18 protein-coding genes are annotated in these 25,794 nt (G+C 42.6%); 3 read left to right on the forward strand and 15 right to left on the reverse strand.

Annotation, left to right across the window (positions count from 1 at the left end; all coding sequences use genetic code 11):
* Positions 1–5: 5 nt before the first annotated feature.
* The 5 genes from R50345_RS21140 to R50345_RS21160 all read right to left on the reverse strand — a co-directional run bounded on the left by R50345_RS21140 (position 6) and on the right by R50345_RS21160 (position 6,780).
* Entirely contained in the window at positions 6–1,001 is a 996-nt protein-coding gene (locus R50345_RS21140; protein WP_042129855.1) for a metal ABC transporter solute-binding protein, Zn/Mn family, read from the reverse strand.
* 211 nt (positions 1,002–1,212) lie between these two features.
* Positions 1,213–3,225: a methionine--tRNA ligase gene (gene metG, locus R50345_RS21145; RefSeq protein ID WP_042129857.1), complete on the reverse strand. Its 2,013-nt coding sequence runs from the start codon at positions 3,223–3,225 to the stop codon at positions 1,213–1,215.
* Between the two features lie 350 nt (positions 3,226–3,575).
* Positions 3,576–3,839: a membrane protein insertion efficiency factor YidD gene (gene yidD, locus R50345_RS21150; protein ID WP_042129859.1), complete on the reverse strand. Its 264-nt coding sequence runs from the start codon at positions 3,837–3,839 to the stop codon at positions 3,576–3,578.
* 2 nt (positions 3,840–3,841) lie between these two features.
* The gene (locus tag R50345_RS21155) at positions 3,842–4,303 is read right to left on the reverse strand and encodes a Fur family transcriptional regulator (RefSeq protein ID WP_042129860.1); all 462 of its coding nucleotides are present in this window, start codon (positions 4,301–4,303) and stop codon (positions 3,842–3,844) included.
* A gap of 227 nt (positions 4,304–4,530) precedes the next feature.
* Positions 4,531–6,780, reverse strand: a complete 2,250-nt coding sequence (locus R50345_RS21160; protein ID WP_042129861.1) for a copper amine oxidase N-terminal domain-containing protein — start codon at positions 6,778–6,780, stop codon at positions 4,531–4,533.
* Positions 6,781–7,099: 319 nt separating this feature from the next.
* Here R50345_RS21160 and R50345_RS21165 point away from each other — a divergent pair, with 319 nt between their 5' ends.
* The 3 genes from R50345_RS21165 to R50345_RS21175 are packed head-to-tail and all read left to right on the forward strand — an operon-like array spanning position 7,100 to position 11,459.
* Positions 7,100–8,902 carry a sensor histidine kinase gene (locus tag R50345_RS21165; RefSeq protein ID WP_156114841.1) on the forward strand — a complete coding sequence of 601 codons (1,803 nt, stop codon included), beginning with the start codon at positions 7,100–7,102 and terminating at the stop codon, positions 8,900–8,902.
* An 11-nt stretch (positions 8,903–8,913) separates the two neighbouring features.
* Positions 8,914–10,158 (forward strand): response regulator, encoded by a 1,245-nt coding sequence (locus tag R50345_RS21170; protein ID WP_042129866.1) that lies wholly within the window; start codon positions 8,914–8,916, stop codon positions 10,156–10,158.
* Positions 10,159–10,181: 23 nt separating this feature from the next.
* Positions 10,182–11,459, forward strand: coding sequence for an ABC transporter substrate-binding protein (locus tag R50345_RS21175; RefSeq protein WP_156114842.1), 1,278 nt, complete (start codon positions 10,182–10,184; stop codon positions 11,457–11,459).
* A gap of 82 nt (positions 11,460–11,541) precedes the next feature.
* Here R50345_RS21175 and R50345_RS21180 read toward each other — a convergent pair whose 3' ends face one another.
* From R50345_RS21180 to pflB, 10 genes are all read right to left on the reverse strand, one after another.
* A complete protein-coding gene (locus R50345_RS21180) occupies positions 11,542–13,140 on the reverse strand; it encodes an ABC transporter substrate-binding protein (protein WP_042129868.1) in 1,599 nt (532 codons plus the stop codon).
* Between the two features lie 93 nt (positions 13,141–13,233).
* Entirely contained in the window at positions 13,234–14,196 is a 963-nt protein-coding gene (locus R50345_RS21185) for a carbohydrate ABC transporter permease (protein WP_231573854.1), read from the reverse strand.
* 15 nt (positions 14,197–14,211) lie between these two features.
* Complete coding sequence (locus R50345_RS21190; protein ID WP_231573856.1) at positions 14,212–15,237, reverse strand: ABC transporter permease; 1,026 nt, start codon at positions 15,235–15,237, stop codon at positions 14,212–14,214.
* Positions 15,238–16,005: 768 nt separating this feature from the next.
* Entirely contained in the window at positions 16,006–16,791 is a 786-nt protein-coding gene (locus R50345_RS21195) for a response regulator transcription factor (protein ID WP_042129873.1), read from the reverse strand.
* Complete coding sequence (locus R50345_RS21200) at positions 16,766–18,622, reverse strand: cache domain-containing sensor histidine kinase (RefSeq protein ID WP_042129874.1); 1,857 nt, start codon at positions 18,620–18,622, stop codon at positions 16,766–16,768. Before R50345_RS21200 ends, R50345_RS21195 begins: the two co-directional genes overlap by 26 nt.
* Before the next feature lie 29 nt (positions 18,623–18,651).
* The gene (locus R50345_RS21205) at positions 18,652–19,482 is read right to left on the reverse strand and encodes a carbohydrate ABC transporter permease (protein ID WP_042129876.1); all 831 of its coding nucleotides are present in this window, start codon (positions 19,480–19,482) and stop codon (positions 18,652–18,654) included.
* Entirely contained in the window at positions 19,482–20,366 is an 885-nt protein-coding gene (locus tag R50345_RS21210) for a carbohydrate ABC transporter permease (protein WP_042129878.1), read from the reverse strand. Before R50345_RS21210 ends, R50345_RS21205 begins: the two co-directional genes overlap by 1 nt.
* A 126-nt stretch (positions 20,367–20,492) precedes the next feature.
* A complete protein-coding gene (locus R50345_RS21215; RefSeq protein ID WP_042129880.1) occupies positions 20,493–21,902 on the reverse strand; it encodes an extracellular solute-binding protein in 1,410 nt (469 codons plus the stop codon).
* A gap of 426 nt (positions 21,903–22,328) precedes the next feature.
* Positions 22,329–23,066 carry a pyruvate formate-lyase-activating protein gene (gene pflA / locus R50345_RS21220; protein WP_042129882.1) on the reverse strand — a complete coding sequence of 246 codons (738 nt, stop codon included), beginning with the start codon at positions 23,064–23,066 and terminating at the stop codon, positions 22,329–22,331.
* Positions 23,067–23,283: 217 nt separating this feature from the next.
* Positions 23,284–25,545 carry a formate C-acetyltransferase gene (gene pflB, locus R50345_RS21225; protein ID WP_042129884.1) on the reverse strand — a complete coding sequence of 754 codons (2,262 nt, stop codon included), beginning with the start codon at positions 25,543–25,545 and terminating at the stop codon, positions 23,284–23,286.
* Positions 25,546–25,794 lie beyond the last annotated feature (249 nt).

Raw genomic sequence — 25,794 nt, forward strand, 5'->3', positions numbered from 1 at the left:
CCTTATTATTGTAAAGCCATAATCAGATTTTGCAAATTTTTCTCCATTAATGTGAAGTAGTTATCCCCGTTCTTTTCTTGCTCTGCAGTAAGACCCTCTACTGGATTAAGAACCATAGTAGACACTCCGGCTTCAGCTGCTAACGTCTTAGCCAGTTTATCGGAGACAAGCTCTTCAAAAAAGATGTACTTGATGTCTTCGTCTTTGACCAACTTCGCCAGATTCACCAAATCTTGACCTCTTGGCTCTGCGTCAGGTGATAATCCCATGATCGCATGCTGTTCAAGACCATAATCACGCGCAAGGTATGAGAATGCTTGGTGCGAAACTACGATTTCATGGTTAGGCAGCTTGGTAAGCTCCTGCTCAAATTTACTATCCAAAGCCTGTAAACGTTCAGCAAGCTTATTGTAACGCTCTTCATAACCATCTTTATGCTCCGGATCTACAGACTGGAGACTGTCTTTAATATTACGGGCCATGATGATCGCTGATTTCGGGCTAACCCAGGTATGCGGGTCTGTATGAAGGCTGTCCCCAGAATGGCTATTATGATCAGCATCATCTTCATGATGATCCTCTTCACTGCTGCCCCCGTGATCATGTCCGTCATCTTCATCAGTCATTATTAAATCAATCCCTTTACTTACTTCAACGGCTTCCACCTTGCTGCTGCTATCAAGCCCTTTTAGAAAATTAGGAACCCATCCCTCAAGCCCTGCTCCGTTATATAGGAACAATTGCGCTTTAGAGGTGTTAACAATATCCTGACTGCGCGGTGTCCAATCATGCGGCTCTACACCAACCGGAAGCAAATTAATGGCATTTATATCATCTCCACCAATTTCCCGAGTAAACTCATAAATAGGATAAAAGGTAGTTACAACATTTACTTTCCCTTCAACTATACTTCCACTGCTCTTAGGTCCACATGCAGTAAGTGTAAATACAAGCACCATTGCAAGAATGAGCAGACTTATTCGTGACTTCATAGCAACCATTAAATTGATCTCCCTCTCAAATCGTAATCTTTACTATTAGAAGTATAATAGTAATCATTACGATAAGTCAACAATAAATCCTGATAAGATGATTCTGGATTTTATCTTTGCTAATACTTCGAAAAAAGGAATGTTCCCACAGCCTATCCGGCTGAAGGAGCATTCCCTTCCTTGATATAAATTTTCATTTATATATTCTACATTACCAATCTTACTTCACAATAGCTCCATTTGGCATGCTGTCTGGCACCGTTGCTATGGTTAATTGATCACCTTTAGAAGCCGCTAGAATCATCCCTTGTGACAATTCTCCGCGTAGCTTCACCGGCTTCAGGTTCACAATACAAATCACTTTTTGTCCTACCAGCTCTTCCGGCGTGTAGAATTTAGCGATACCAGAAACGACTTGACGCTGCTCATAACCTAAATCCAGCTGCAGCTTCAGCAGCTTGTCGGCTTTCTTTACAGGCTCTGCTGCAATGACCTGAGCTACTCTGAGCTCAGCCTTGGCGAAATCGTCGATACCGATCTCTTCTTTATGCTCTTCCTCAGGCTCGGATACCGCTGGGGCAACAGGAGCTGCTTCGGCTGCTTCAGCCGCAGGCTTGCCAGCACCCATGGCGTCGGCAATATAAGCTACCTCTTGCTCCACATCTAGACGCGGGAAGATAGGATTGCCTTTCACCAGCTTTGTTCCTGCCGGAATCAGACCAAAAGTCTTACCGCTGTCCCAGGTCGTCAGTTCACCTGCTTCGATGCCAAGCTGCTCCCAGATCTTCGCAGGAGTTTGCGTCAAGAACGGCTGCAGCAGAATGGAAGCGGTGCGAAGACCTTCCACAAGATGTCTCATCACGGAAGCTAACTCCGCTGTTCTGCTCTCATCCTTAGCAAGTACCCAAGGCTGTGTCTCATCAATATATTTATTGGTGCGGCTGATAAAGATTCCGATAGCTGTCAACGCTACGGAGAACTCCATTTTTTCCATCGCTTCTTCTACTTTGGCATAAGTGTTCTCTGCCGCAGCTTGAAGCTCACCATCAAATGCTGTTACATTTCCTTCATACGCCGGAAGCTCTCCACCGAAATACTTCTCCACCATTGCACCTGTCCGGTTCAATAGGTTACCAAGGTCGTTAGCAAGATCATAGTTAACCCGATCTACAAAGCTTTCAGGTGTGAATGTACCATCTGAACCAAACGGTACTTCCCGCAGCAGGTAATAACGAAGTGCATCCAGGCCGTAACGATCAATCAAAGTAACTGGATCTACTACGTTCCCTTTGGATTTCGACATTTTGCCATCCTTCATGAGCAGCCAGCCATGTGCAAACACCTTTTTCGGAAGAGGTTCACCTAGCGCCATTAGAATAATTGGCCAGTAAATGGTATGGAAACGAACGATTTCTTTGCCGACAATATGTACATCTGCAGGCCAGAAGTTATCGTACAGACTGCGATCCTCAGAACCGTAACCCAAAGCAGTAATGTAATTCGTCAACGCATCGATCCATACGTACACTACATGCTTTTCGTCGCCTTTAACTTTAACCCCCCAATCGAAAGTCGTACGGGAAACCGCAAGATCCTCCAGACCAGGCTTGATAAAGTTGTTGATCATTTCGTTCTTACGGGATTCCGGCAAAATAAATTCCGGATTCTCCTCATAAAATTGCAGCAATCGATCTGCATATTTACTCATCCGGAAGAAATAACTCGCTTCCTTCACCAGTTCAACAGGATGACCGCTATCAGGGCTTTTTGCGCCAATGATTACGCCATTGTCATCTCGAACGATATCAACCAATTGCGTTTCGGTATAGAAGGTTTCATCCGGAATACTGTACCAGCCTTCATATTCACCTTTATAAATATCACCTTGCTTGAGCAGTCGATCAAAAATATCCTGAACAACCTTTTTATGACGATCTTCCGTAGTACGGATAAAGTCATCATTGGAGATATCTAACTTACGCCATAATTCCTTAATTCCAACAACGATGTCATCTACGAACTGCTGAGGGGTTTTACCCGCTTCCTCAGCCTTCCGTTCAATCTTTTGACCATGCTCGTCTGTACCTGTTAGATAACGTACGTCATAGCCGCGTAGACGTTTGTAGCGGGCCATCGCATCTCCAGCTACAGTGGAATAAGCATGTCCAATATGCAGCTTATCGCTCGGATAGTAGATTGGTGTAGTTAAGTAAAAAGTTTTCTTCTCGCTCATTGATTAATCATCCTTTCTTTCATTAAAAGACAAAAAACTCCCGCCCCTATAATGGGGCGAGAGTATAACTCACGCGATACCACCCAAATTTCCTGTCTCTTCACAGAGAACAGGCTTCGCCAGTTCCTTCCCGGGAACTGTCCATTAACGCTGGAACACGCTGTTATCTTACGCGAACATCAAATGCAGTTCCCGCTCGAACACAGTTCCTCCCGGACCATATTCAATCTAACGCTCCATACCGGCTTTCAGCTCGAACCGGCTCTCTGTAATGGACGTACCGATTTACTCATCCGTTCCTCGGAATTCATACTATTACCTGTGAATATACCCAATGATAAGGGCTTGTGTCAAGTCGCACGGGCAGAATCCTTCTTCGAGGGTTGTTCCTCAAGAGGTGGAACCGGATCAAGCCCCCCTGGATGGAAGGGATGGCATCTAGCAATCCGCTTGGCAGCAAGCCATGAGCCTTTAAGTGGACCATGGACTTCAATCGCTTCCAGCGCATAGGCAGAGCAGGTTGGATAAAAACGACAAGTTGCAGGCTTAATCGGGGAAATGTACTTGCGGTACACCCGAATGGGAGCCTGAATCGTTCTTCGAAGGGTCGCCATCCTTAGACTCCTTTTTTGTGATTAGCTGCTGCGACTAGTTCTTCTTCCCGGTTCTCTTCACATTCTTTGCAATAACCGAACACCTCAAATTTATGCTTGACTACCCGGAATTGATCAGGTGTATCCGTTAAATTCATCGGGCAGAAATTAATCGGGTAGGTTTTCTCGCATTGAAGGCAAATCATATGATGATGGTGATCCTGATGATTACAGCTTCCCTTGAATTTCACTCCGTCTTCAAAGACGATTTGTTCAAGTACACCAAGCTCTTCCATTACACGCAGATTGCGGTACACGGTATCAAAGCTAAGTCCGCTATACTTGCGGCCCATATGCTCATAGACATCCTTCGCTGACAAATAACCCTTATTCTCGCCGAATAACTTGGCAAGCGTTTTGCGTTGGTCGGTGATTCGCAGACCTTGCCCCGACATGACCTCTAATATTTGTTCTGTCGACAGCATACGCTCATCTCCCATAACATTTCAGTTCATTTCATTTATACTTCACTCTCTTAATAATGCCCCAAAATAAATGCCCCGTCAATGAAACAACCAAGTGCATGAGCGTTCATCGGAGTAAAATCATACATTTAAATACAAAAAGTCCGGCTGAGTATTCCTTGGTGGAATATTCAGCCGGACTTTTATTTCAGTTAATCCCAAATAACTTAAAGGATGGACATATTATTTTATTTCTTCGCAGGTAGCGGTGTAACTAGGAAATTCACCGGCAAGTTACTACCAGAAGCTGCTGTGAACAAAATCTCCACGGAGCCGCCATAATCGCCAGTACGATAAATTACACTGTTCATGTCAGCACTGGAGAGACTTCCAGATGTCGGCATGTGTACAATTTGACCGTTAACTAAGACAGGACCCATGTAATTACCGCCACGTGGATTAAACGTAATCAAGGAATTAGGTGCAACACGATCGAATTTGATTTTGTATAACACCCCGAAATTACCCGCATTCGATGCTTCAGTACCGTTCATTGGGTCTACGCCGATCAAATTCAAATCACTCGAATTGTCACCGAGAAGAAGTCTCGCAGGAGTTACTCCTACTTCATCGGTAACCGTGATGATGCGTGTAGAATCAGCATAAGTTCCTCTGTTATGCACCCCATCACGATCCAATATTGGAAGTGTAGGCAGTGTTGTCAAAGGATCTTTATTCGCATCGATCATCATGACATTATATTCAATAGGATAATCACTAAATAAATCCGCTTGGAGTGATACAATCTCGCCTGGTTTCATGGCAATTTTGTTTAGATCCGTAAGAATCGAGACGCTTTCCCCGGGTTGTAGGACCGTTGTCTTATAATCTCTTCTAGTCTGCATAGACTCCCAGTACCGCTGCACTGACATTTTACCAGTACCTTCTGGATAAGAGTTTGGACCGCCAAAGCCTACATATTCGGTTGTAATTGTCGTAGGGTACAGATTGTTATTCTTAGCAATCACATACACCTTCGTTTTAATATTCATATTATTCTTGTGGTGAACCAAGAAGCGGGTTCCGCCAAATGATGTTTCTTTATACGTGATCCCTTCCGTATTCACTGTTTCTGGACTGTTACTGCGGATAAGGGTATATGGCTCAGAAGAAAGGTTATACGCTACCTTCTGCCAAGTTGGAACCATCGATCCATCGATGTTAAATACACTACCTGGAGAACCGAATAATCTGTAGAAATCCTCTTTACTGTACATGATTTCATCTGAAATATTAATGGTCTTCTCAAAAGTGCTGATTGCGCCATGTGAATCTTTTACTTGAATGGCTACTGTTGCTGGACCTGGAGTGAAGAACGCTTCTGCTTTGTTCGTCCAAGTCACTTCAATTTGATCACCGTCTGGGTCGCTGCTTAGATCTGAATAAGTGATCATTTCACCCATTTTGTAAGAGTCTTTGTCTGTCGTGAAATTAGCGACTGGTGGTGTATTCGGTTTAAGTACATTGATGGTCACGGAGTAAGGATCGCTCCATTGTCCATTCGCATCCATAACGGAATAGGATACTACATAAAATCCTGGTTGATCATAAGCATCCTGCTTACCTTCCCAACGTTCATCTACAATAGCTGTACCATTCGGAGAAGAATTGGAGGTCACAAAATTCACAAGCTCACCCGCATAAATCTCAGTCGGCACTGTAAAAGAAGCTTTAGGCTTCGTGTTAAGCGTAAGAATTACTCTTTTTTGCACATTATCAACGGTATAAGGAATGCCTAACGCACCGGTGATGGACGTCAAAGGAACCATGAACGTACCATTAATTTGGTAAGCGGGACCTTTCATCGTCACATTTTTACCATTAACGGAATAGATCTTACTATCCGTCTTAAAGCGCATTACATCGCTTCCTTTGGTAACAATCGTTTCTTTCGTTTTATAATCGTAAATGTATTTCACACCTACGCGCTCTACCATAGCTCGGATCGAAACGTATGAGACACCATTCTTCACGGCCATAGGCTGATTAGCCAAATATTCAACACCGTTTTGGTACATTTTTTTACTGTTCATCATTAGTACAAGCTGATTACTAGCCGCGGCACGAACGCCATCTGTTGGTGTTGGCTGTGTAGTAGGTACAGGTGTTGCTGTTGGAAGTGGTGTTGCTGTAGGTTCAGCTGTTGCCGTAGGTTCAGCTGTTACCCCAGGTTCAGTTGTTGCTCCAGGTTCAGTTGTTGCTCCAGGAATTGGAGTAGGAGTTGGTGTAGGTGATACTACTCCCCCTGGTCCCTCAGTCTGCAATGGTGGCAATGGGTCAGTAGCCTCTGGCATAACATCCGTCACAGATGTAGCAGCTGCCCCTACTTCATTGGTATTACCGGAGGTATTATTGACAGCTTCGGCAAAAGCCGGCACTGCCGAGGCGGCCTGAGAGATGGCCAAAACAGCAACTAACGTTAATTTCTTCAAATCCATGATATAACTCCTCTGCTCCTATTTGTAAATATAAGTAGGTCTCTGTCTTTTTCATACGCCTCTTATATTCCCCGCAAAAACGTATCCACCCTCTACAGAGCGGAACAATTGCTTTTTGCCACGTTCGTTATAACAAACCATAGTATTAGACGCATTCGACCGCAAAAAGTTTCATTTTAAGGTAAAGAAAGATTAACTCAGTATTAAATCAACCACAACCCACCCTTCAGCTCCCCCCCGAAAAAAATGAGATTATCCATATAAATATGTGTATTTTGCGGTAAGGTATATTCGCATTCATTTGCTTTTGTTACAATGTATGGAAGAATATCTTTTTCATGCGGGTGATGACATGTCCAAGAAAATCTCCATCCTCGTTCAATTAATCATGGGTTTCTCACTAATCATCTTTACGATCGTAGCCTTTACGATATTTTTGTCCTACCGTTCATCATCCCAAGCCGTCCTTAACCGGTCGAACCAATATATTCTAGAGTCCGTCAAACAGCTTCAAGGAAAAATGGACGCTATTCTTCAAGATAATGACAAACTCTCATCTACGATCATGTTCAGTCCCTTGATTCAAGAAACACTGGGAGACTTAGCTGAATCCCGCACACCTCATACTGACGCTATGGATATCACCCGCTACATCGATCAACAGACACGTTCCATCAACTATGACATCCAGTTCAAGCTGCTCGGACTTTCAGATAATCAGGTATATACCAATAGCAGTTCTTTAAAAGTAATCTGGGACAGCGAGAAGGAAATCCGCGGGGCCTATTGGTTTCCAGCTATAGCAAAGAATAACGGCCGCATGGTCTGGTTTGGTGTAGATGTATGGCAGAACGGTACGATCCCTGTAGTCATGGGAGCAAGGCAAATTAATGATTGGAATGATTTAAATCGGTTAGGAACTCTATTTCTCGTCCTCCCTGTGGAGGTCATCCATAATGCTGTCAGCCAATTTCACCTGGGTAAAAATGAGAAAATCCAAATTGTTGATTCATTCAACACCATTGTTTATTCCACGGATCCAAATGAGATTGGGCTGTATATGGATGACAGAATCCTAAATCAATTCAGCAACCATAAAGCACGAATCATCCCGCATACCATAAACTCCCGCAATATGTTCGTATCCTATGCCTATTCAACCTATAGCGAGTGGAGTGTGTTTGCTTATATTGATTCTAAAGAAGCTGTTAAAGATTTAAATGGCATTCGCCGGAATATTATACTAATTGGTTTGTTGGGGATGGCCGCAGCGCTATTGTTTACTTCCTTTTTCTCGTGGACACTATCTAAACCGCTTCGTAATCTCGCAACCAAACTAAGCAATGTTGAGCGTGGAACCACACTGCCTTTTGTAAAGACAACCATGAACAAAGAAATGGCTATCCTTTACTCAAGCTATAACTCCATGCTTCAAAACCTGGACCACACCATTGCTGACCTTTCAAGTAAACAAATTAGTGAAAAACAAGCTCAAATCGTGGCGCTAAAAGCACAATTCCGCCCTCATTTTCTCTACAATACTTTAAATACCATCTATTGGTCACTTGCTAATAAGCGCCTGCGAGAAGAGTCACAAATGGTGCTCGCACTTAGCGACTTGCTCCGTTATAGCATTGATCGAGGATCGGAATTTGTTACGGTTGAGGAGGATTTACAGCAATTAGAACGGTTCATTTATCTGCAAAAATTACGCTACGAGTACAAACTACAGGTTGATCTGCATGTGAACCCTGAGGTCATGAATCGGCAGCTTATGAAGCTAACCCTTCAGCCCCTTGTAGAGAATGCTATCACTCATGGACTTGAACCTACGCTACGGGAGGTATGGCTCATACGTATTCGAGCCTACAGTGAGGGCACGTTACTTGTGCTAACTGTAGAAGATAATGGGGAAGGCATGAGCGAGGCAAGAATGGCAGAGGCCTTAATCAGTGACGAGGTCAAGCCAGAGAAGCTGCTTCACACCGGCATCGGTCTTTCTAATTTAAATCATCGTATAGAACTAATCTATGGACATGGATTTGGCCTTCATTTATCAACAAGCGAACTCGGAGGCTTATTAGTAAAAGTCACTGTTCCATTACAGTTCGATCAAGGGTAGGGGGCGAAGTGATGAATGTGTTAATTGTTGATGACGAGAGTTTTGTTCGACGTTCTCTGTCAGAAATGCTGGGAAGTGCGAACCAGAATTTTAGCATCATTGGGTCAGTAGAGAACGGATTAGCAGCTGTGCAATTGTTAAAAGAGCATGCTGTCGATCTCGTAATATCAGATATACGAATGCCCGGCATGGATGGACTCGAGCTCTCCAAGCATATCCATGAATGTTATCCTGACACTGAAACGGTTCTGCTCACAGGTTATCAGGATTTCTCCTATGCCAGCCAAGCCATTCGGTACGGTGTTCGAGAATATCTGGTCAAGCCAAATTCAGTCGAAAATATCCTCGAGGTCGTAACAAGTGTGTACGATCGTCTGGAATTAAAAAAGCAACATAGGCAAGTATCGCAACTACGAGAAAAGAATCTACGTGAGAAGCGCCTTTCGGATCTTCTTTATGGCATTCCATTGCCCTATTTTGAAGAACAGCTCATCCCTCCCTTTCATTCTTTTGTCGTCGTAACTGTAAATCATCTAGGTGATGATATGCCACAGTACTGGTCCGAACAAGCAATGTATGCAGCCGTAATCAATATATTAGAAGAGTGTTTTTCACTTTACGCTAACGTTGTCGGCATACAAGAAGAGCAAGAAGCAATAATCATGTTATTCTATCCGCATGAACAATCTGAAAGAATCGATGAGGCGTTGACGCAGGAGACGATGAGTAAGCTGTCAAGTATCTTGAAATCGCCTTTCAGCGCGGGTGTCTCCAACCCACATTATGACCTTGGAGCTCTCACAACAGCCTATCATGAGAGTCTACAGGCGTGCCAACAGATCAAAAAGGATAGTACACGATCGGTTATCTATTATAATGATGTATCTATGTACTCGGCGTCCCCACAGCTTACGGAACAACTACAGGTTAAGGCTACACGCAGGGTAATCTCTATGATGATTGAGGTAATGAATTCCCGACTCCAAGAGAACCTCTCACTCAAAATGATCGCAGATGAACTATACATGAACCCCACCTATCTTGGTCGTCTGTTCAAAGACGATGTAGGAGAATGCTTCTCCAGTTTCCTAACCAAGCTCCGTATTCAAAAAGCAAAAGAGCTGCTAAATAATGTTACGCTTAAGGTTTACGAGGTTAGTGATTTAGTTGGCTTTAAGGATCCTGCATACTTCAGCCTCATATTCAAGAAATACATGGGTATGACTCCTCAGGAATTTCAGAAGCATAACAAATAAAGTCGAGGTGTGTTCTCTTGCATGTGAACGCTAAGTTGATGACTGTCCTGTTAACCCTTGGATTGCTTCTTCATACAAGTGGTTGCCAAATCTCTCCCTCCAAGGAAGACATTGATCTACAAGACCCGATCCAGCTGAACATCTGGCTTACCGCTGGATCGGGTCTTGAGCCGCTTATAGCCGAGTATCAATCCCAGCATCCCGAGCTAGAAATTCGTATTCAGACCTCTACCTCCACGCAGCTTCCCGCCAAGCTGCAGACTTCATTCGCAGCAGGATATAGTTCCCCTGATGTAGCGGCTATTGATATTAGCTATTTGGATCGTTTTAAGCAGTTCCCCGATTATTTTTATAATCTAACAACATTTGGAGCGAGTGATCTGAAGGATCAATTCCTGAGTTGGAAGTGGCAGGAGGTGCTCGGGACTGACTTTATCTTCGGATTACCGACTGATATTGGTCCTTACGCTATGTTGTATCGGACTGATATTTTCGCGTTATCTGGACTCCCTACCAGACCGGAAGAAGTAGCAAATAGAATCCAAACTTGGGACCAATTCCTCAGGGCCGGCACTATAGTCCATGAGGCAACTGGCAAAGCCTTTGTCAATGACTTAGAAAATCTGTATCTAACCCTTTTGCGCCAGTCCAAGCTTCAATATTACAGCCCCACTACACAAGAACTGATCGTAGGAAATAATCCTGCAGTTAAAGGGGCCTGGGACTTCGCAATTCAAGCGCTTAAGCTGAATCTATCCGCCGGTATTGCCGTAGATACACAGCGCTGGGGTGCAGGTCTGCTAAATGGTGACTTTGCAGTTATGCTCTGTCCAGCTTGGATGATTGATCATATCAAGAGCAGTGCTCCAACAGCCAGCGGATTATGGAACGTAACGACCATCCCAGGAAACAGCGCTAATCGGGGAGGTTCCATCCTTACTTTGCCTAGAACAGGTAGTCATCCAGAGGAGTCATTCGCGCTTATCAAATGGTTAACCGAGCCGGCACAGCAACTAATTTCATTTAAGACACAAGGTGCATTTCCCTCCACACCCAAAATTTATGACGATCCAGAGATCCACAACCTGTATGATCCTTATTTTCCTAACTCAGAGATTGGACGTGTCCTCTCTACAGCAGCACAAGAAGTAATTCCTACCTACTACGGTCCTCACCATGCTGATGTAGAAATAAATATGCTCGAATACTTGACCAAAGCTGAGCAAGGTAAACTAGATCCCGAGCAGGCTTGGTCACTTGCCATTCAGGTGGCACAAAAAATAGATACTTCCTTCCGCTAACCTATTTATCAATCGCACAATAAAGGCTATCCCCAGCATTATTATCATGCCGGGGATAGCCTTTTAGTTTCGCTTAAAATATTTATTTTTGAGCAGCTAAGAAAGCATCCAATTGTTTTTGCTTTTCTGCAATAATCTTATCAAGTCCAGCTTTCTTGAGCTTGTCGGCATACTTAGTCAGCACGGTATCTGGATCAACAGAACCGGTGTCCAAACTGATATCGTATTCATCCATTACAGCTTTACAAGCCGCCATTTCAGTCTTCATAGAGGATGCGTCGAAGTTGAAGCCTAGTGCTACAGAAGCTTTGCCTTTGGAGTTAAAAGCCTTGAATTGCTCCCATTTGTCTGGAGCTTCACTTTCCCATACAGGATTCAGGAATTGGCTTCCAAGCATCCAGGCGGCAGCAGTATTATAGTCACCCGTTTTGTCAGTAGCTTTAATCGTATCGCCGCTAACGACATCATAATGAACACCTTTTACACCAAATACGAGGAGATTATTGATTTCCTTATCCGTGTGCAAAAGATCTAAGACCATCATGGCACGAGCTGGATCACCAGAGGAAGCGGAGATCGCTAACATAGACCCTGCGGCGTCACTGGTAGAAATCGTTGGTTCGTTAAAGGCAATTTGTTTCAGTTTACCAACCAAACCTGTAGCATTAGCCAATTCGCTATCTTTACCAGGTTTAAGGGATTGTACTGTCATAAAGACATTACCAGCCTTCATTGCATCTTGTGTAGAATTCGTTGCTACGGCCGCATCTTTGTTAATATAACCTTTCTTCATGTATTCACGGGTAAGTTTGATGATTTCCTTATAGCGGTCCAGCTCAATCATAGATTGAATTTTAGTGTCCGATGAATCCTTAAGCAGAACGCCCGGAATTGAAGCATCACCAAGCGTATCGTACTGTGCCATGTACTGAGAGTTAAAGGTCTCTCCTTGTTTAAAATACAGTGGAGTAAGGTCTGGTCTCTTCTCCTTTACAACTTTGAGAACGGCATCCAGATCTTGAATAGTCTTTACATTCGACATATCAATGCCTAATTCATCAGCAATATCCGAGCGATACACGATCCCGCCTTGTGCGGCTAACTCCTTATTCGTAGGAACGGCATAATTCACACCATTGATCGCAGAACCTTTTAAGAATTGCGGGTCGAGGTTTTTAAGAATCCCTTGGCCATATTCGTTCAATAGATTACCGTACTTGCCGTTATCATCATTAAGCGGGAGGTAAGCACCTTTAGCGGAGTTGGTTACATAGTTTTTCCATTGCGCTGTAAAAATAATATCGAATTTCTCCTGACTGGCAATCTTCAGGTTAACATCATTGTCCCATGGACCCCAGTCGATCGGTGCGATATCCAATTTAGCGTTAATTTTAGGTTCTAGAAGCTTATTAATAGCATCCTCAACAACCTGTTCATCCTTTTGAACGGCACCGACATAGATTAACTTGACAGTATAAGGATCTAATTTCTTCTCAGGTTCAGCTGTAGGATCTGCAGCAGGTTCATCTGTTGCCGCAGCGTTGGTAGCGGTTGCATTTTCACTTGGCGCTGGTGAAGCCCCTTCATTATTTCCGTTATTCCCTCCGCATCCAGCTAAGCTAAGACTGAGTACCACGATAAGCATCAGTGTTAATAGTGCGCTTGTTCGAATAGCCTTCATGTATACCATAACCTCCCTCAAAATATTTATATATGCTGAATCGGACGTTCACACACTTGCGTAGAGCGCCGAATTAAGCCATTCCAAACATTATTAGCCTTTAACTGCACCAACGGTAAGCCCCTTGATAAAATATTTTTGAAAAAACGAGTATACGAACACGATTGGACCGATACCAATAACAGCCATCGCCATTCTTACCGTTTCTGTCGGCAGATTGATTTCTACACCTTGTGCAGCTAAGGCTGCCATCGCTTGAGGGCTTGCAGTCAAGAATTGAACATTCAACATCGTCTTATACATTAGATACTGTAGATTGACATGCCCTTCTGGCGAAATGAAGATCAAGCTGAGATACCAGTCATTCCAATACGCCAAAGTTTGAAATAACCCTACTGTAGCTAACACCGGTAACGACAATGGCAGAATGATTTGAACGAAGATCCGAAACTCTGGTGCCCCGTCGATTTTAGCGGATTCAACAAGTGCCGGCGGTATTGTATTTGCAAAAAAGGTCCTCAAAATGATAACAAAGAATGCTGAAACCAGCAGTGGCATAATCAGAATCCATAGAGTATCTTTCAAATGCATCATTTGAGTATAAACCAGATACCAAGGTACTAGGCCTCCATTAAACAGCAGTGTAAAAAACATAAAGAACGAAAAGAAATTACGATGTGGAAAATCTCCACGTGAGATAGGGTAGGCATACATTGCCATAATCACGAGACTCAGAATCGTTCCAACCACTGTCACAAATAAGGAAACGGCAGCTGCATCTATAATTTGCCAATAATCTTTTAACAGAAATTCATAAGAAGAAATATCCCACTTGCTAGGAAAAAAGCTATAACCATTCTGTACAACGGATTTCTCATCCGAAAACGATACGATAATTACGAGAATCAACGGGACCACACAAATCGCTGTGTAGATCCAGAAGAATATATTAATTAACAAATTGGAAATATTCGAAATTTCATTGGGTTGTCTTTGCCGTTTAGTTCTCTTTCCTGTACGACCTGACGGCCCGATTGTAGTTTCTGCCTGGCTCAACACTCCCACCTCCCTCTAAAATAACGCATCATCTTTACTTATTCGTCGTACGGCTAGATTCGCTAAGAAGATCAGTAGAAATCCTACAACAGATTGCACGAGACCCGCGGCAGAAGACATCCCTATATCACCAATCGCTAGGAAGGTCTGATACACATAGGTGTCGATAACTTGCGTAGTGGAGTATAATGCGCCTGCATTTCTAGTAACCTGAAAGAACAATCCGAAGTCTGCGTTAAAAATCCTGCCGATCTGCAGCAGCGTCATTACGATAATAACCGGACTGATCAGTGGTAGTGTGATTTTGCGAATCTGCTTCCATTTAGAAGCACCATCGATCAGCGCAGCCTCATAATATTCATGATCTATACCGATGATCGCAGCCATGTAAATGACCGTCGTATATCCAATCTCTTTCCACAGTTTCACTATCACTAGAATCCCTGGCCAATATTGCGACTGTGAGTACCATTCAATTGGATCGACTCCAAATAAAGGAAGCAGCGTCTTGTTCATAAATCCATGCTCTGCACTCAGAAAGCCGTATACTAAATAACTAACGACGACCCATGAGAGAAAATACGGGAGAAACATCGCACTCTGATGGAATTTCGATAGCCATCTGCTGCGCATTTCGTTAAACATAATCGCAAAAGCCAGTGAAAAAAATAGTGTGAGTACAATAAACGCAGTGTTGTACAATAGGGTATTTCTTGTAATGACCCAAGCCGTCTCCGTCGAGAATAGATACTTAAAGTTCGCTATCCCGACCCAGTCGCTGCCTAGAATCCCTTTCTGGTAATTGATATCCTTAAAAGCAATTACCGTCCCTAACATCGGTATGTAGTTATTGATGATCAGAATAATAATGGCTGGGAGCATCATCAAATAGAACACCCAATATTTCTTCATCACTCTTAGAAAATTCGGCGCTCTCCCCCTGCCTCTTTTCTTTACTTCTGACAAGCTGACGGAAGGATTCGTCACACTCATTTTCAGTTCCCCCATTTCCCCATCATCCCAATCTAAGGCCTTTATCACGCTGTTAAGCTACCGTCTTGCATTTCCTTCTTACACTCTAATTAAAACATATGATAAATTATGGGAGTATAGGGAACATATTATATTTCTATAAAAAAAGAGATGATTATCCTTAGTAACTAAGGATAATCATCTCTAATGTTTAAAATCATTTAATTTATTACAGCCGTAGGCTGAATTACTATGTACTTATCACAGCCGCAGGCTGGTCGATAATTCTTTCGCTCTTTTATCACAGACGTAGGCTGGTCGATAATTCTTTCGCTCTTTTATCACAGCCGCAGGCTGGTCGATAATCTTTGCTCTTTTATCACAGCCGCAGGCTGGTCGATAATTCTTTCGCTCTTTTATCACAGCCGCAGGCTGGTCGATAATCTTTGCTCTTCTATCACAGCCGCAGGCTGGTCGATAATCTTTGCTCTTCTATCACAGCCGCAGGCTGGTCGATAGTCTTTGCTCTTCTACCACAGCCTCAGGTTGGTCGATAGTCCATTCATTCCCCAAGGAGTCCTTACATCCGCAGGAGTGGGACGACCCCATACCCACAACAAAGTGTGGTGAGGGAGAAGGAACGGAGAGGAAGTTTGGAACTGTAGGAGCGTAGCGTTCGCCTAAAAGCTTTCCTTGGAAAGCTACCTCGGAAGCATATGCTATCCTCGGATTTCAACCGCGAGCAGCGGTTTCCAATCAAGAAATCCGAGGATAACAGCGACCGGAAGTCCAAACATTCCTCGCAGTGACGCTAAACCTCACCATACGCCGCAAACCTTATAATACTTCTGCCCGACACCGATCGCGATACTCCTTAGGAGACATCCCCGTCTGCTTCTGAAACACCTTCGTGAAATAACGCCGTTCCTGATAACCCACTCCGGAACCAATCACCGTAATGCTCTTGTCGCTATTGGTAAGCATAAACTTGGCAGCTTCAATTCGCTGTTGTGTTACGTATTCCACGAAAGTCATTGCAAATCGGTTTTTAAACAAGAGACAGAAGTAACTGCCGCTAATTCCGATCTTATTCGCCACTTCCTCAATCCCGATATCAGAATGAAGATGTTCAGAGATGTACTGAGCGGCGAGGTTCATAAGCTGATCCGGTGTTTTTTTACCATTGTCCGCTTCAGGAATCTCCTGAAATAAAGGAATGCTATTATACAGTTTATTTTTAAACTGTTTACTACGAATAGTAGCTCCTATCTCACGTACCTTATTGCCAAGTTCTTCATAATGGATCGGCTTACAAATATATTCTTTCACCCCAAGCCGAATCGCTTCCCGTGCATAGTCAAACTCTTGATACCCGGTAAGAAGAAGTACCTCACTATCCAATCCCATTTCCCGCAACTTTCCTACAAAAGTTAACCCATCCATCACTGGCATACGAATGTCACTTAACACAAGATCAGGCTGCTCCTCTTCGGCAATGCGCAAGGCGTCCATACCGCTTCGCGCCATACCAACGACCTCCATCCCCATCTCCTGCCAAGGCAACACTCTGTTTAGATTATTCAGAATTGGGGCTTCGTCATCTACCAATAATACTTTTAGCATAATGATCTTCCCCCTGCTCGTATTTAGGTATGACACATTGAATAATAGTACCATAGCCTGGACTGGAACAAATAAATATTCCGTACCTGTCACCGTATTCAATGCGGATGCGATCCGCTACACTGCGAATACCAAGTCCTCTGCGTTCAAGATTCATCCGGTTTTCTCGTTCAACTTTAACCTCTTGCTCCACAGGATCATTCACAATGTATTGGAAAATGGACAACTGAGACGGCGTAATACCAATACCGTTATCTTCAATCTGTAAAATCAAGTCCCCTTGCTTCTCCCAAGCTTTCACAGAAACTTGACCTTTGTAATCAATCCCCTCAAATCCATGCTGAATGCTGTTTTCTACAAGCGGTTGCAAAGTAAGCTTTAGAATGCCGCAACTCATCAATTCTTGTGGGATATCAATATCATATTCAAATAAATCCTCAAACCTGAATTTTTGAATATCTAAATAATTGCGCAGGTGTTTAATTTCTTCATCCAGTGTAATTTCTTCTCGATCCTGAATGCTGATACGTAAAATACTTGCCAGTCTGTAGACCATCTCACTAACTTTCTTGCCTTCATTCTGTATAGCCAGGACATTAATCGACTCTAATGTATTGAATAAAAAATGCGGTTTGATCTGGGCCTGTAGAACACGCATTTCCGCTTGATTCTTGCGGCGCTGTTCCACATGGATTCTATTAAACAACCCATTAATTTTATCCATAAGATCATTAAAGCCTTTTGCAAGAAGCGTTAACTCATCATTCCCTTTTACCTCTACCCGCGTAGTCAAATCCCCATCCTCAACCCGTCGCATAAAACGAACAATTACGGCAATTGCGCCAGTAATTCGATTCATAAAGAACAGATTGAAAATTACCGCTGCTAAAAAGCATAAGAAGATAACCCCAACAAACCATCGTGCAAATACTGTAACTTCATGAGACAGAGAGTTCCATGAAGTTACAGACACTAGACTCCAAGGATAATCTTTCAAATGATACATGGAGAGAATACTTTTTTCCCCGTTGTACTGCGTTTTAAAACTCTGAAACCCTTTTTCAAAGGTAATCTCTTTATTCGCGAATGACTGAATATCCTGTCCATCCAGCTTTTGATCTGGGTCGAATAGAATCATTCCATCATCATTTACAAGCATAAACGAGACATCTTGATTACTATCCCCAATTTTTAAATTGCGAAATATCGATTCGAACTCCCAATTTTTGATCTGTACAACGAGGATACCTATGTTCTGAAAGAAGCTCAATTCCTTAACGAGTCGAATTTGTGTAAACACAGGTTCAGTTCCCGTAAGTTCGGGATATTCATGAGGAGCCAGCCACTTCGGCACACCATTCAAATCCATTACTTCCTGGTACAAATCACTTTTCTTGAATGTATCATAGGGTAGTGTTCGGAAATTTTCCTTATTAAAAAGCGACACGATTTCAGAGTTACCTCTACCGTTAAAATTGTACAAAAAAGCATAGCTGATCGATGGATGGTTAAATAACAGACTACGGAAATTGCGCTGGCTTGCATTCAAATTGAGTTGCTCGGCATCAGTCAAATCCTGGTTAGTAGGATCTTCTGCGCTAAGTGCCATATGAAAAACCGAGGTAGCAATTCCGTTGTCTGTAACGTTATCCATATCTTTTAACACATTCGAAATACTGTAACTAATTGCTTTAAGTGAGTATTCCGACTGCTGACTGTACTTCTTCTCAATAGAGTTATAAGTCACGAAAAACATAAGCATGCCTAGAATAAATAAAGGAATGATTATCAGGCCCAAAAATGCCGTAAATAATTTATAGCGCAAATTCATCGGCTGGTGCTCCTGACTGAGAAAAAAAGTTATCCTTTTACGCCGCCTGCTGTTACGCCTTCAATAATTTTCTCCTGTAAAATCGCATAAATGACAATTACCGGCAATACGCTGAAGACGATACCCGCTGACATTTGTGCATAGTTCATCTGGTATTGATCACGGAATTGAACCATACCAACTGGGAGCGTACGTAGTTCATCATTTGATAGGAAGTAGTTTGCCAGCAAGAATTCATTCCAATTGCCCAGGAAATTAACAATGAATACAGTAACCATGGCAGGTACGGTTAGAGGTACAATAATTTTAGCAAAGATACCTGGTGCCTTCAACCCATCCATGACCGCTGCCTCTTCAATTTCTCTAGGCAACGAGCGCATAAATGCAGCCAATATAATTATCGTAAACGGAATTGCATTCGCGATATAAGGGATAATCAACGCCCAGTGCGTATTCAGAATCCCCATCTTACGTACAATCGTATAAATAGGAAGCATCAATGCGTTGTTTGGAATGAGCATTCCCACCATAACTAAGGTGAACAAAATCGTATTCCATTTGCCTTGGCGCATCCGAGTAACTGCAAAAGCAAACATAGACGCTAGAATGATAGATACTACAGAAGCCAATATGGAAATGTACAAACTGTTAAAAAAGTAGGTGCTGATCTTGGCATTTACCCAAGCTTCAACGTAGTTATTGAAGACGAACTCCTTTGGAATCCCAAAAGGGTTAAGTGCTATTGCATTGTTATCCTTTTTCACAGAGGAGAATAACACGAACAGGAAAGGAAATAGAATAACTAGTAGATAGGACAATAGTGCGACGTGTGGCAGACTTTTTTTCAGGGCGCGTGGCATCAGTATTCAATCCTTTCTGTGCGTCGGGCTATCAGCAGCTGATAAAGGGCTGTAACCACCAGTGTAAATACAAAGATCAGGACTGCGATGGCATTACCGTACCCGTATTTAAAGTTAGTAATTGCATATTTAATCATATAGGTTGCCATTACATCGGTTGAACCCGCAGGTCCACCCTTAGTCATTACAATTACGATATCCGCCGCTTTCATTGCCCCTGCAATGGATAACATAATTACGACAGAGATGATTGGGACGATTAGCGGAAGCGTGATACGTGTAGCTCGTTGGAATCCAGTTGCACCATCAATAGCAGCAGCTTCGTCCAATTCACCCGGTATCGACAAAATAGCTGCCAGTACCATTACGATATAGAATCCTGTCCATTGCCAAGCATTCGTGATCAGGATCGATAACATTGCGAATCTCTCATCCGACAACCAGTAAAGCGGATCAATACCAACTAAGCCAAGAACCTTATTTAAAAGTCCAATGTTGGGCTCATAAATGAAGCCCCATAGAATACCGATAACTGCTGTAGACATAATGGAAGGCATGAAGACTGCCGTCTTGTATAAGCCTTTTAGCTTCTTTACATTTGATATCAATAACGAGAAGAATATGATTAACGGCACCTGTACAAAACAGGAGAAAAGAATGAAGAAACCGTTATTTTTGACAGATATCCAGAATCGTTCGTCTCCTAATGCCTTCTCAAAATTACTGATTCCGGCAGACTTAACTGTGTCAGATACACCATTCCAGCTAGTAAAGCTGTAATAGATTGAACTGAAGATGGGATAGATGAAGAACATCGTGAACAGGATCAGTGCTGGAAGAATAAAAAGGAAAAATACCAATGGATTTCTTAATGCTTTATTCATGACTACCTCCGGTTGCTTTGACATCTGGCGAACAATGAATGTTTAGATCAGCGCAAACACATAATTTCTTTGAGTTTAAAAATGTACCCTGGTTCTAGCACCAGGGTACATTCAGTTTGCAGCTACTTATTCAACTGCTGCGTTTGCTTCTTCTTGTACCTTCTGTAAAGCTTCGCCCATCTTCTCTGGAGTTGTCTGACCACCAATCAGCTTTTGAATTTGAATGTTACTGATTTCTGTAGTTACATCTGCTTGAACGAGAGAGTCAAATGCTGGGAACGAAGATTGTGAGTTATTAAGTACACCTACGATTTCGCTCATCAGATCATCCGTAATATTTTCATTCAGAACGTTTTGGTCAATTTTCATTGCTGGCAATACGCCATCTTCAACAAGTCCACGTAATTGCATTTCTTCATTAAAGAGGTTTTTGATAAATGATTTCACAGCAGCTAATTGACGTGGATCTTTCTCAGCAGAAGCAGAGAAGCCATAGCCATTGTTTACATCGCGCATCAATGCTGTTTGGTCGCCCACGCCACCATCAACTGGAGGAATATTGAAGAATCCAACTTTACCGATCAAGCCTTCGCCAGATTGTCCAGCTTTGAATACGGAGGATTTCCAAGTACCATCATACAGCAGGATTGCTTCAGCACTAGTGAATTGTGTTGTATATTCAGCATACTCGAAACCAAGTTCGCCTTTTTTGAAGTATCCTTTATCAACCCATTCTTTGTACTTCGCAAAGCCTTTTACAACGTTTGGATCAGTCCATTTAGCTTCGCCTGTTGCAAATTTAGCAGTTACATCTGGACCTGCATAACGTGACCACAAGTGGTTAGCTAGCATAAGTGGTACCCAACCAGCCTTAGACGCACCAGCTAAAGGCACTTTTCCGTCAGCCTTGATGTCAGCCAATTGTTGTTCCAATTCAGCAAATGTTGTTGGAGCTTTCCAACCCTTGCTAGTATAGTATTCTTTGTTGTAGAAGAATCCTTCACCAGATCCACCGATTGGCAATCCGTAAATTTTTCCTTCATAAGTGAAAGGATCTAGATTTGAGAATTTATCCTTAATTCCAAGTTCCTCAAGAATTGGAGTCAGGTCAAGTAATTTACCTTCTTTAGCATAGATCTTAGAGTCAGGGCTACCGAACAGATCGAAAATCTCTGGTGGATTACCTGCAGCCATTTCACCACGCAATTTTTCTTTACGGTTTACATCTGAATCTACTCCATCGAGTTTAAAGGTCAGACCAGGTACATCGCCTTCTACCTTTTTCACTACTTCTTGCAGAATAGCTAGACGTTTCTGTTTGTCTGCACCGATTTGAGTGTGACGAATCGTCATTTCGAACGGTTCGTTACTTACCGGTTCTTCTGTTGCCGGAGCATTTGTAGCGTCCGCTGCATTAGTCGCGGTAGCGTTTCCATCTCCTTTGTTAGAAGATGCACTATTGTTGCTTCCGCAACCTGCCAGTAAAGCTGATGATACAAAAATCAGGGACAATAGCAAAGTCATACCTTTTTTCATTTCTTGTGACCCCCCATATAATGTTATGCTTTACACTTCTTATTATAGAAAACAGATTCCATTCTCGTAAGGTTAAGATTCATCCACTATAGGGATAAAAATCTCTAATGAAAGCGGAATCAACTACACAATATGTTATGTATAATAACTTTATTATAGTAAAAATTACGATTAAACGTTATTATATGTGATTTAACCACACATTACCTCGGGTAATAATTATAAAATCTTTAAATAATGATATATTATCTGTCATTATGTATTTACAAACTCCTTAATCAACAGCTGTAACTATATCATGTTTTTACAAGGTAAATACAAAATTACCCCTTTTCAAGATACCAGACGTTCCCCTTTTAACAAAAAAAGCCGTTCCTTCAGTAGTAAATCACTGAAGGAACGGCTCTCACTTAAGGTAGATATCAATTATACCAGTGCTGTCTGTTTACGACCTTCTTCGACCAAGCGGTATGCCCGCTGAACTTCTTCATCGGAAGGGGATGGCACGCCATCTAACTCATAAGCCTTGCCGAGCATTTCCCATTTATAAATACCCATTTGATGATAAGGTAAGATCTCAAATTTCTCAACACCATTTAAGGTTCCAATGTAACGGCCCAAGTTAATAAGATCCTCTTCACGATCATGAATGCCTGGAACATATACATGTCTAATCCACATCTTACGATTATGATCTGATAGCCAGCGTGCAAGCTTCAAAGTACGATCATTAGATTTACCAGTCAACTTGATATGCGCTTCCTCATCTATATGTTTGAGATCTAGCATAACCAAGTCGGTAACATCCAATAAGTCATTAATCTTGTCACCTTCGTTGTAACCATTACTATCTAATGTAGTATGCAGATTCCAACGCTTTTTAACTTCTGTAAATAACTGCTTTACAAATTGCGCCTGCAAAGTTGGTTCTCCACCGGATACTGTCAATCCACCACCGGATGAACGATAGTAGTTTATATATGGCTCGATCTCCGCAAGCACTTCTTCTAAAGTCATTTCTTTACCTTCATCTAAAGCCCAAGTATCAGGGTTATGACAATACTGACATTTCAGCAAGCATCCTTGCATAAATAAGACAAATCGAATACCAGGTCCGTCAACGGTTCCAAAGGTTTCCAAAGAGTGTATGCGACCTTTAATCATAGGATATCATCCTTTCGCCACGACAGACTAACAGTCCCTCTTTCACGAAGAAGCTCCCTGTCCTTGAGACTGTCATTTCCCTTAATCGCGGCTGTGATATTTAAAATTTTAACAATTCTCAAACAAGATATTACCGCCCTTGAGACAAGGGCGGCATCTTCCTTGCAATTATTTCAATGTAGTACTTCATTCAAAGATCTTTATGAATAGGAACGAATTACATCGAACCATGGAACGTACGGTTGATTACATCCAATTGTTGTTCACGAGTCAGCTTGATGAAGTTAACTGCATATCCGGATACGCGGATAGTCAATTGTGGATAGTTCTCTGGGTGTTCCATAGCGTCCATCAGCTGTTCACGGTTAAACACGTTAACATTCAAATGTTGAGCGCTGTTATGGAAGTATCCATCCATCATGTGTACCAGGTTAGACTTACGGGATTCTTCGTCTTTACCCAGTGCTTTAGGTACGATAGAGAATGTGTTAGAGATACCATCTTGTGCATCGGAGTAAGGCAGTTTGGCTACAGAATTAAGGGAAGCCAGAGCACCTTTCTTGTCGCGTCCGTGCATTGGGTTAGCACCTGGTGCGAAAGGTTCACCTTTCTTACGTCCGTCAGGTGTAGTACCTGTCTTCTTACCGTACACTACATTTGAAGTAATGGTCAGTACCGATTGAGTCGGTACAGCATCACGATATGTTTTGTGCTTACGGATCATAGACATGAAAGCTTCAACCAATTCTACTGCGATGCTGTCTACAGCATCATCATTGTTACCGTAGCAAGGGAATTCACCTTCAGTTTCAAAGTCAATTGCAATACCTTGTTCGTTACGAATTGGTTTAACCTTCGCGTATTTAATAGCGCTCAGTGAGTCAGCTGCAACGGATAGACCAGCGATACCACAAGCCATCGTACGCAGAATGTCGCGGTCATGCAGTGCCATTTCAATACGTTCGTAAGAATACTTGTCATGCATATAGTGAATGATGTTCAAAGTGTTAACATAAGTCTTAGCCAACCACTCCATCATCGGTTTGAAGCGTTTCATTACTTCGTCATAATCCAGATATTCAGAAGTGATCGCTGGGAATTCCGGTCCAACTTGTGCTCCGGATTTCTCGTCTTTACCACCATTAATAGCGTACAGCAAAGCTTTTGCTAGGTTGGCACGAGCACCGAAGAACTGCATTTGTTTACCGATGCGCATTGGAGATACGCAGCAAGCAATCGCATAATCTTCACCCCAGTATGGACGCATTAGATCGTCATTTTCATACTGAATTGCACTAGTTTCGATGGAAACCTTAGCACAATATTTTTTGAAGGCTTCAGGCAATCTTTCGGACCAAAGAACTGTCAAGTTTGGTTCCGGTGCTGGACCCAAGTTGTACAGGGTGTTCAGGAAACGGAAGCTGTTCTTCGTAACACGAGTTGTTCCGTCTTCAGCCATACCACCGATGGATTCAGTTACCCATGTAGGGTCGCCGGAGAACAGATCGTTATAGTCAGGTGTACGCAAGAATTTCACGATACGCAGTTTCATTACGAAATGATCGACGATTTCTTGAACTTGCTCTTCAGTCAAAGTACCTTCAGCAATATCGCGTTCTGCATAGATGTCTAGGAAGGAAGATACACGTCCCAGGGACATCGCCGCACCATTTTGCTCTTTAACTGCTGCCAGATATCCGAAGTATACCCATTGAGTAGCTTCCTTGAAATTGGTCGCTGGTTTGGAAATATCCATACCGTGAGCGGCTGCCATTTCTTTCAATTCGCCCAGTGCACGAATTTGCTCGGACAGCTCTTCACGAAGACGAATTACCTCTTCAGTCATGGAATCAACTTCAAGTTCAGCTTGTTGTTGTTTTTTGTCTTTAATCAGGAAATCAATACCGTATAGAGCGATACGGCGGTAGTCACCGATGATGCGTCCGCGGCCGTAAGCATCAGGAAGACCTGTGATAACGCCGGATTTACGCACTGCTCTCATGTCTGGTGTATATGCATCAAATACGCCTTGGTTATGCGTTTTGCGAATGTTCGTAAACATATCAACGATGTTTTGTGGAAGCTCGAAGCCATAAGCTTTCGTAGCATCGACCATCATCTTGATCCCGCCGAATGGCTGGATGGAACGTTTGAAAGGAGCGTCAGTCTGAACGCCTACAATTTGTTCCTTGTCCTTATCAATGTATCCAGGAGCATGTGAAGTGATTGTGGAGACAGTATCCAGGGAAACATCCCATACGCCGCCTCTTTCTCTTTCTTCTTTGCTCAGTTGGGAAATAATTTTCCATAGTTCAGTTGTGTTACTAGTAGGTCCTACGAGGAAATCTTCGTTTCCTTCATAAGGCTTAATGTTACTTGCGATAAAATTGTTAACGTCAACTTTCTTGGACCATTTACCTTTTGTGAAATTTCTCCAACCGGATTTCACTTCATTTACTTCTTTTTCAATCACCGACATGCTAAATCCCTCCATCTATATTTATTATATTTGTAGAGATCGCGGGCTTGAAGGTTGATCCCGTGTCTCGTGATCCCCAAAGATGTGGTTGTTCCAAATTTCACAATCAACATTTCATATGTGGGACCGTTGTTTATATAAACATTCTAGTTTATTTTCTATAAAAACACTGTGACAAATATCACCTTTCGAGTGATATTTGTCACCTTTATCTAAGTCCACAACTATCCTATTCTCTATTTAACCAAT

The organism is Paenibacillus sp. FSL R5-0345 (genome assembly GCF_000758585.1).
Taxonomy (GTDB): domain Bacteria; phylum Bacillota; class Bacilli; order Paenibacillales; family Paenibacillaceae; genus Paenibacillus_AQ.

Coding starts and splice junctions, on each gene's coding strand:
- R50345_RS21140 (WP_042129855.1), bottom strand. CDS start 1,001: ATGGTTGCTATGAAGTCACGAATAAGTCTGCTCATTCTTGCAATGGTG.
- metG (WP_042129857.1), bottom strand. CDS start 3,225: ATGAGCGAGAAGAAAACTTTTTACTTAACTACACCAATCTACTATCCG.
- yidD (WP_042129859.1), bottom strand. CDS start 3,839: ATGGCGACCCTTCGAAGAACGATTCAGGCTCCCATTCGGGTGTACCGC.
- R50345_RS21155 (WP_042129860.1), bottom strand. CDS start 4,303: ATGCTGTCGACAGAACAAATATTAGAGGTCATGTCGGGGCAAGGTCTG.
- R50345_RS21160 (WP_042129861.1), bottom strand. CDS start 6,780: ATGGATTTGAAGAAATTAACGTTAGTTGCTGTTTTGGCCATCTCTCAG.
- R50345_RS21165 (WP_156114841.1), top strand. CDS start 7,100: ATGGAAGAATATCTTTTTCATGCGGGTGATGACATGTCCAAGAAAATC.
- R50345_RS21170 (WP_042129866.1), top strand. CDS start 8,914: ATGAATGTGTTAATTGTTGATGACGAGAGTTTTGTTCGACGTTCTCTG.
- R50345_RS21180 (WP_042129868.1), bottom strand. CDS start 13,140: ATGAAGGCTATTCGAACAAGCGCACTATTAACACTGATGCTTATCGTG.
- R50345_RS21195 (WP_042129873.1), bottom strand. CDS start 16,791: ATGCTAAAAGTATTATTGGTAGATGACGAAGCCCCAATTCTGAATAAT.
- R50345_RS21200 (WP_042129874.1), bottom strand. CDS start 18,622: ATGAATTTGCGCTATAAATTATTTACGGCATTTTTGGGCCTGATAATC.
- R50345_RS21205 (WP_042129876.1), bottom strand. CDS start 19,482: ATGCCACGCGCCCTGAAAAAAAGTCTGCCACACGTCGCACTATTGTCC.
- R50345_RS21210 (WP_042129878.1), bottom strand. CDS start 20,366: ATGAATAAAGCATTAAGAAATCCATTGGTATTTTTCCTTTTTATTCTT.
- R50345_RS21215 (WP_042129880.1), bottom strand. CDS start 21,902: ATGAAAAAAGGTATGACTTTGCTATTGTCCCTGATTTTTGTATCATCA.
- pflA (WP_042129882.1), bottom strand. CDS start 23,066: ATGATTAAAGGTCGCATACACTCTTTGGAAACCTTTGGAACCGTTGAC.
- pflB (WP_042129884.1), bottom strand. CDS start 25,545: ATGTCGGTGATTGAAAAAGAAGTAAATGAAGTGAAATCCGGTTGGAGA.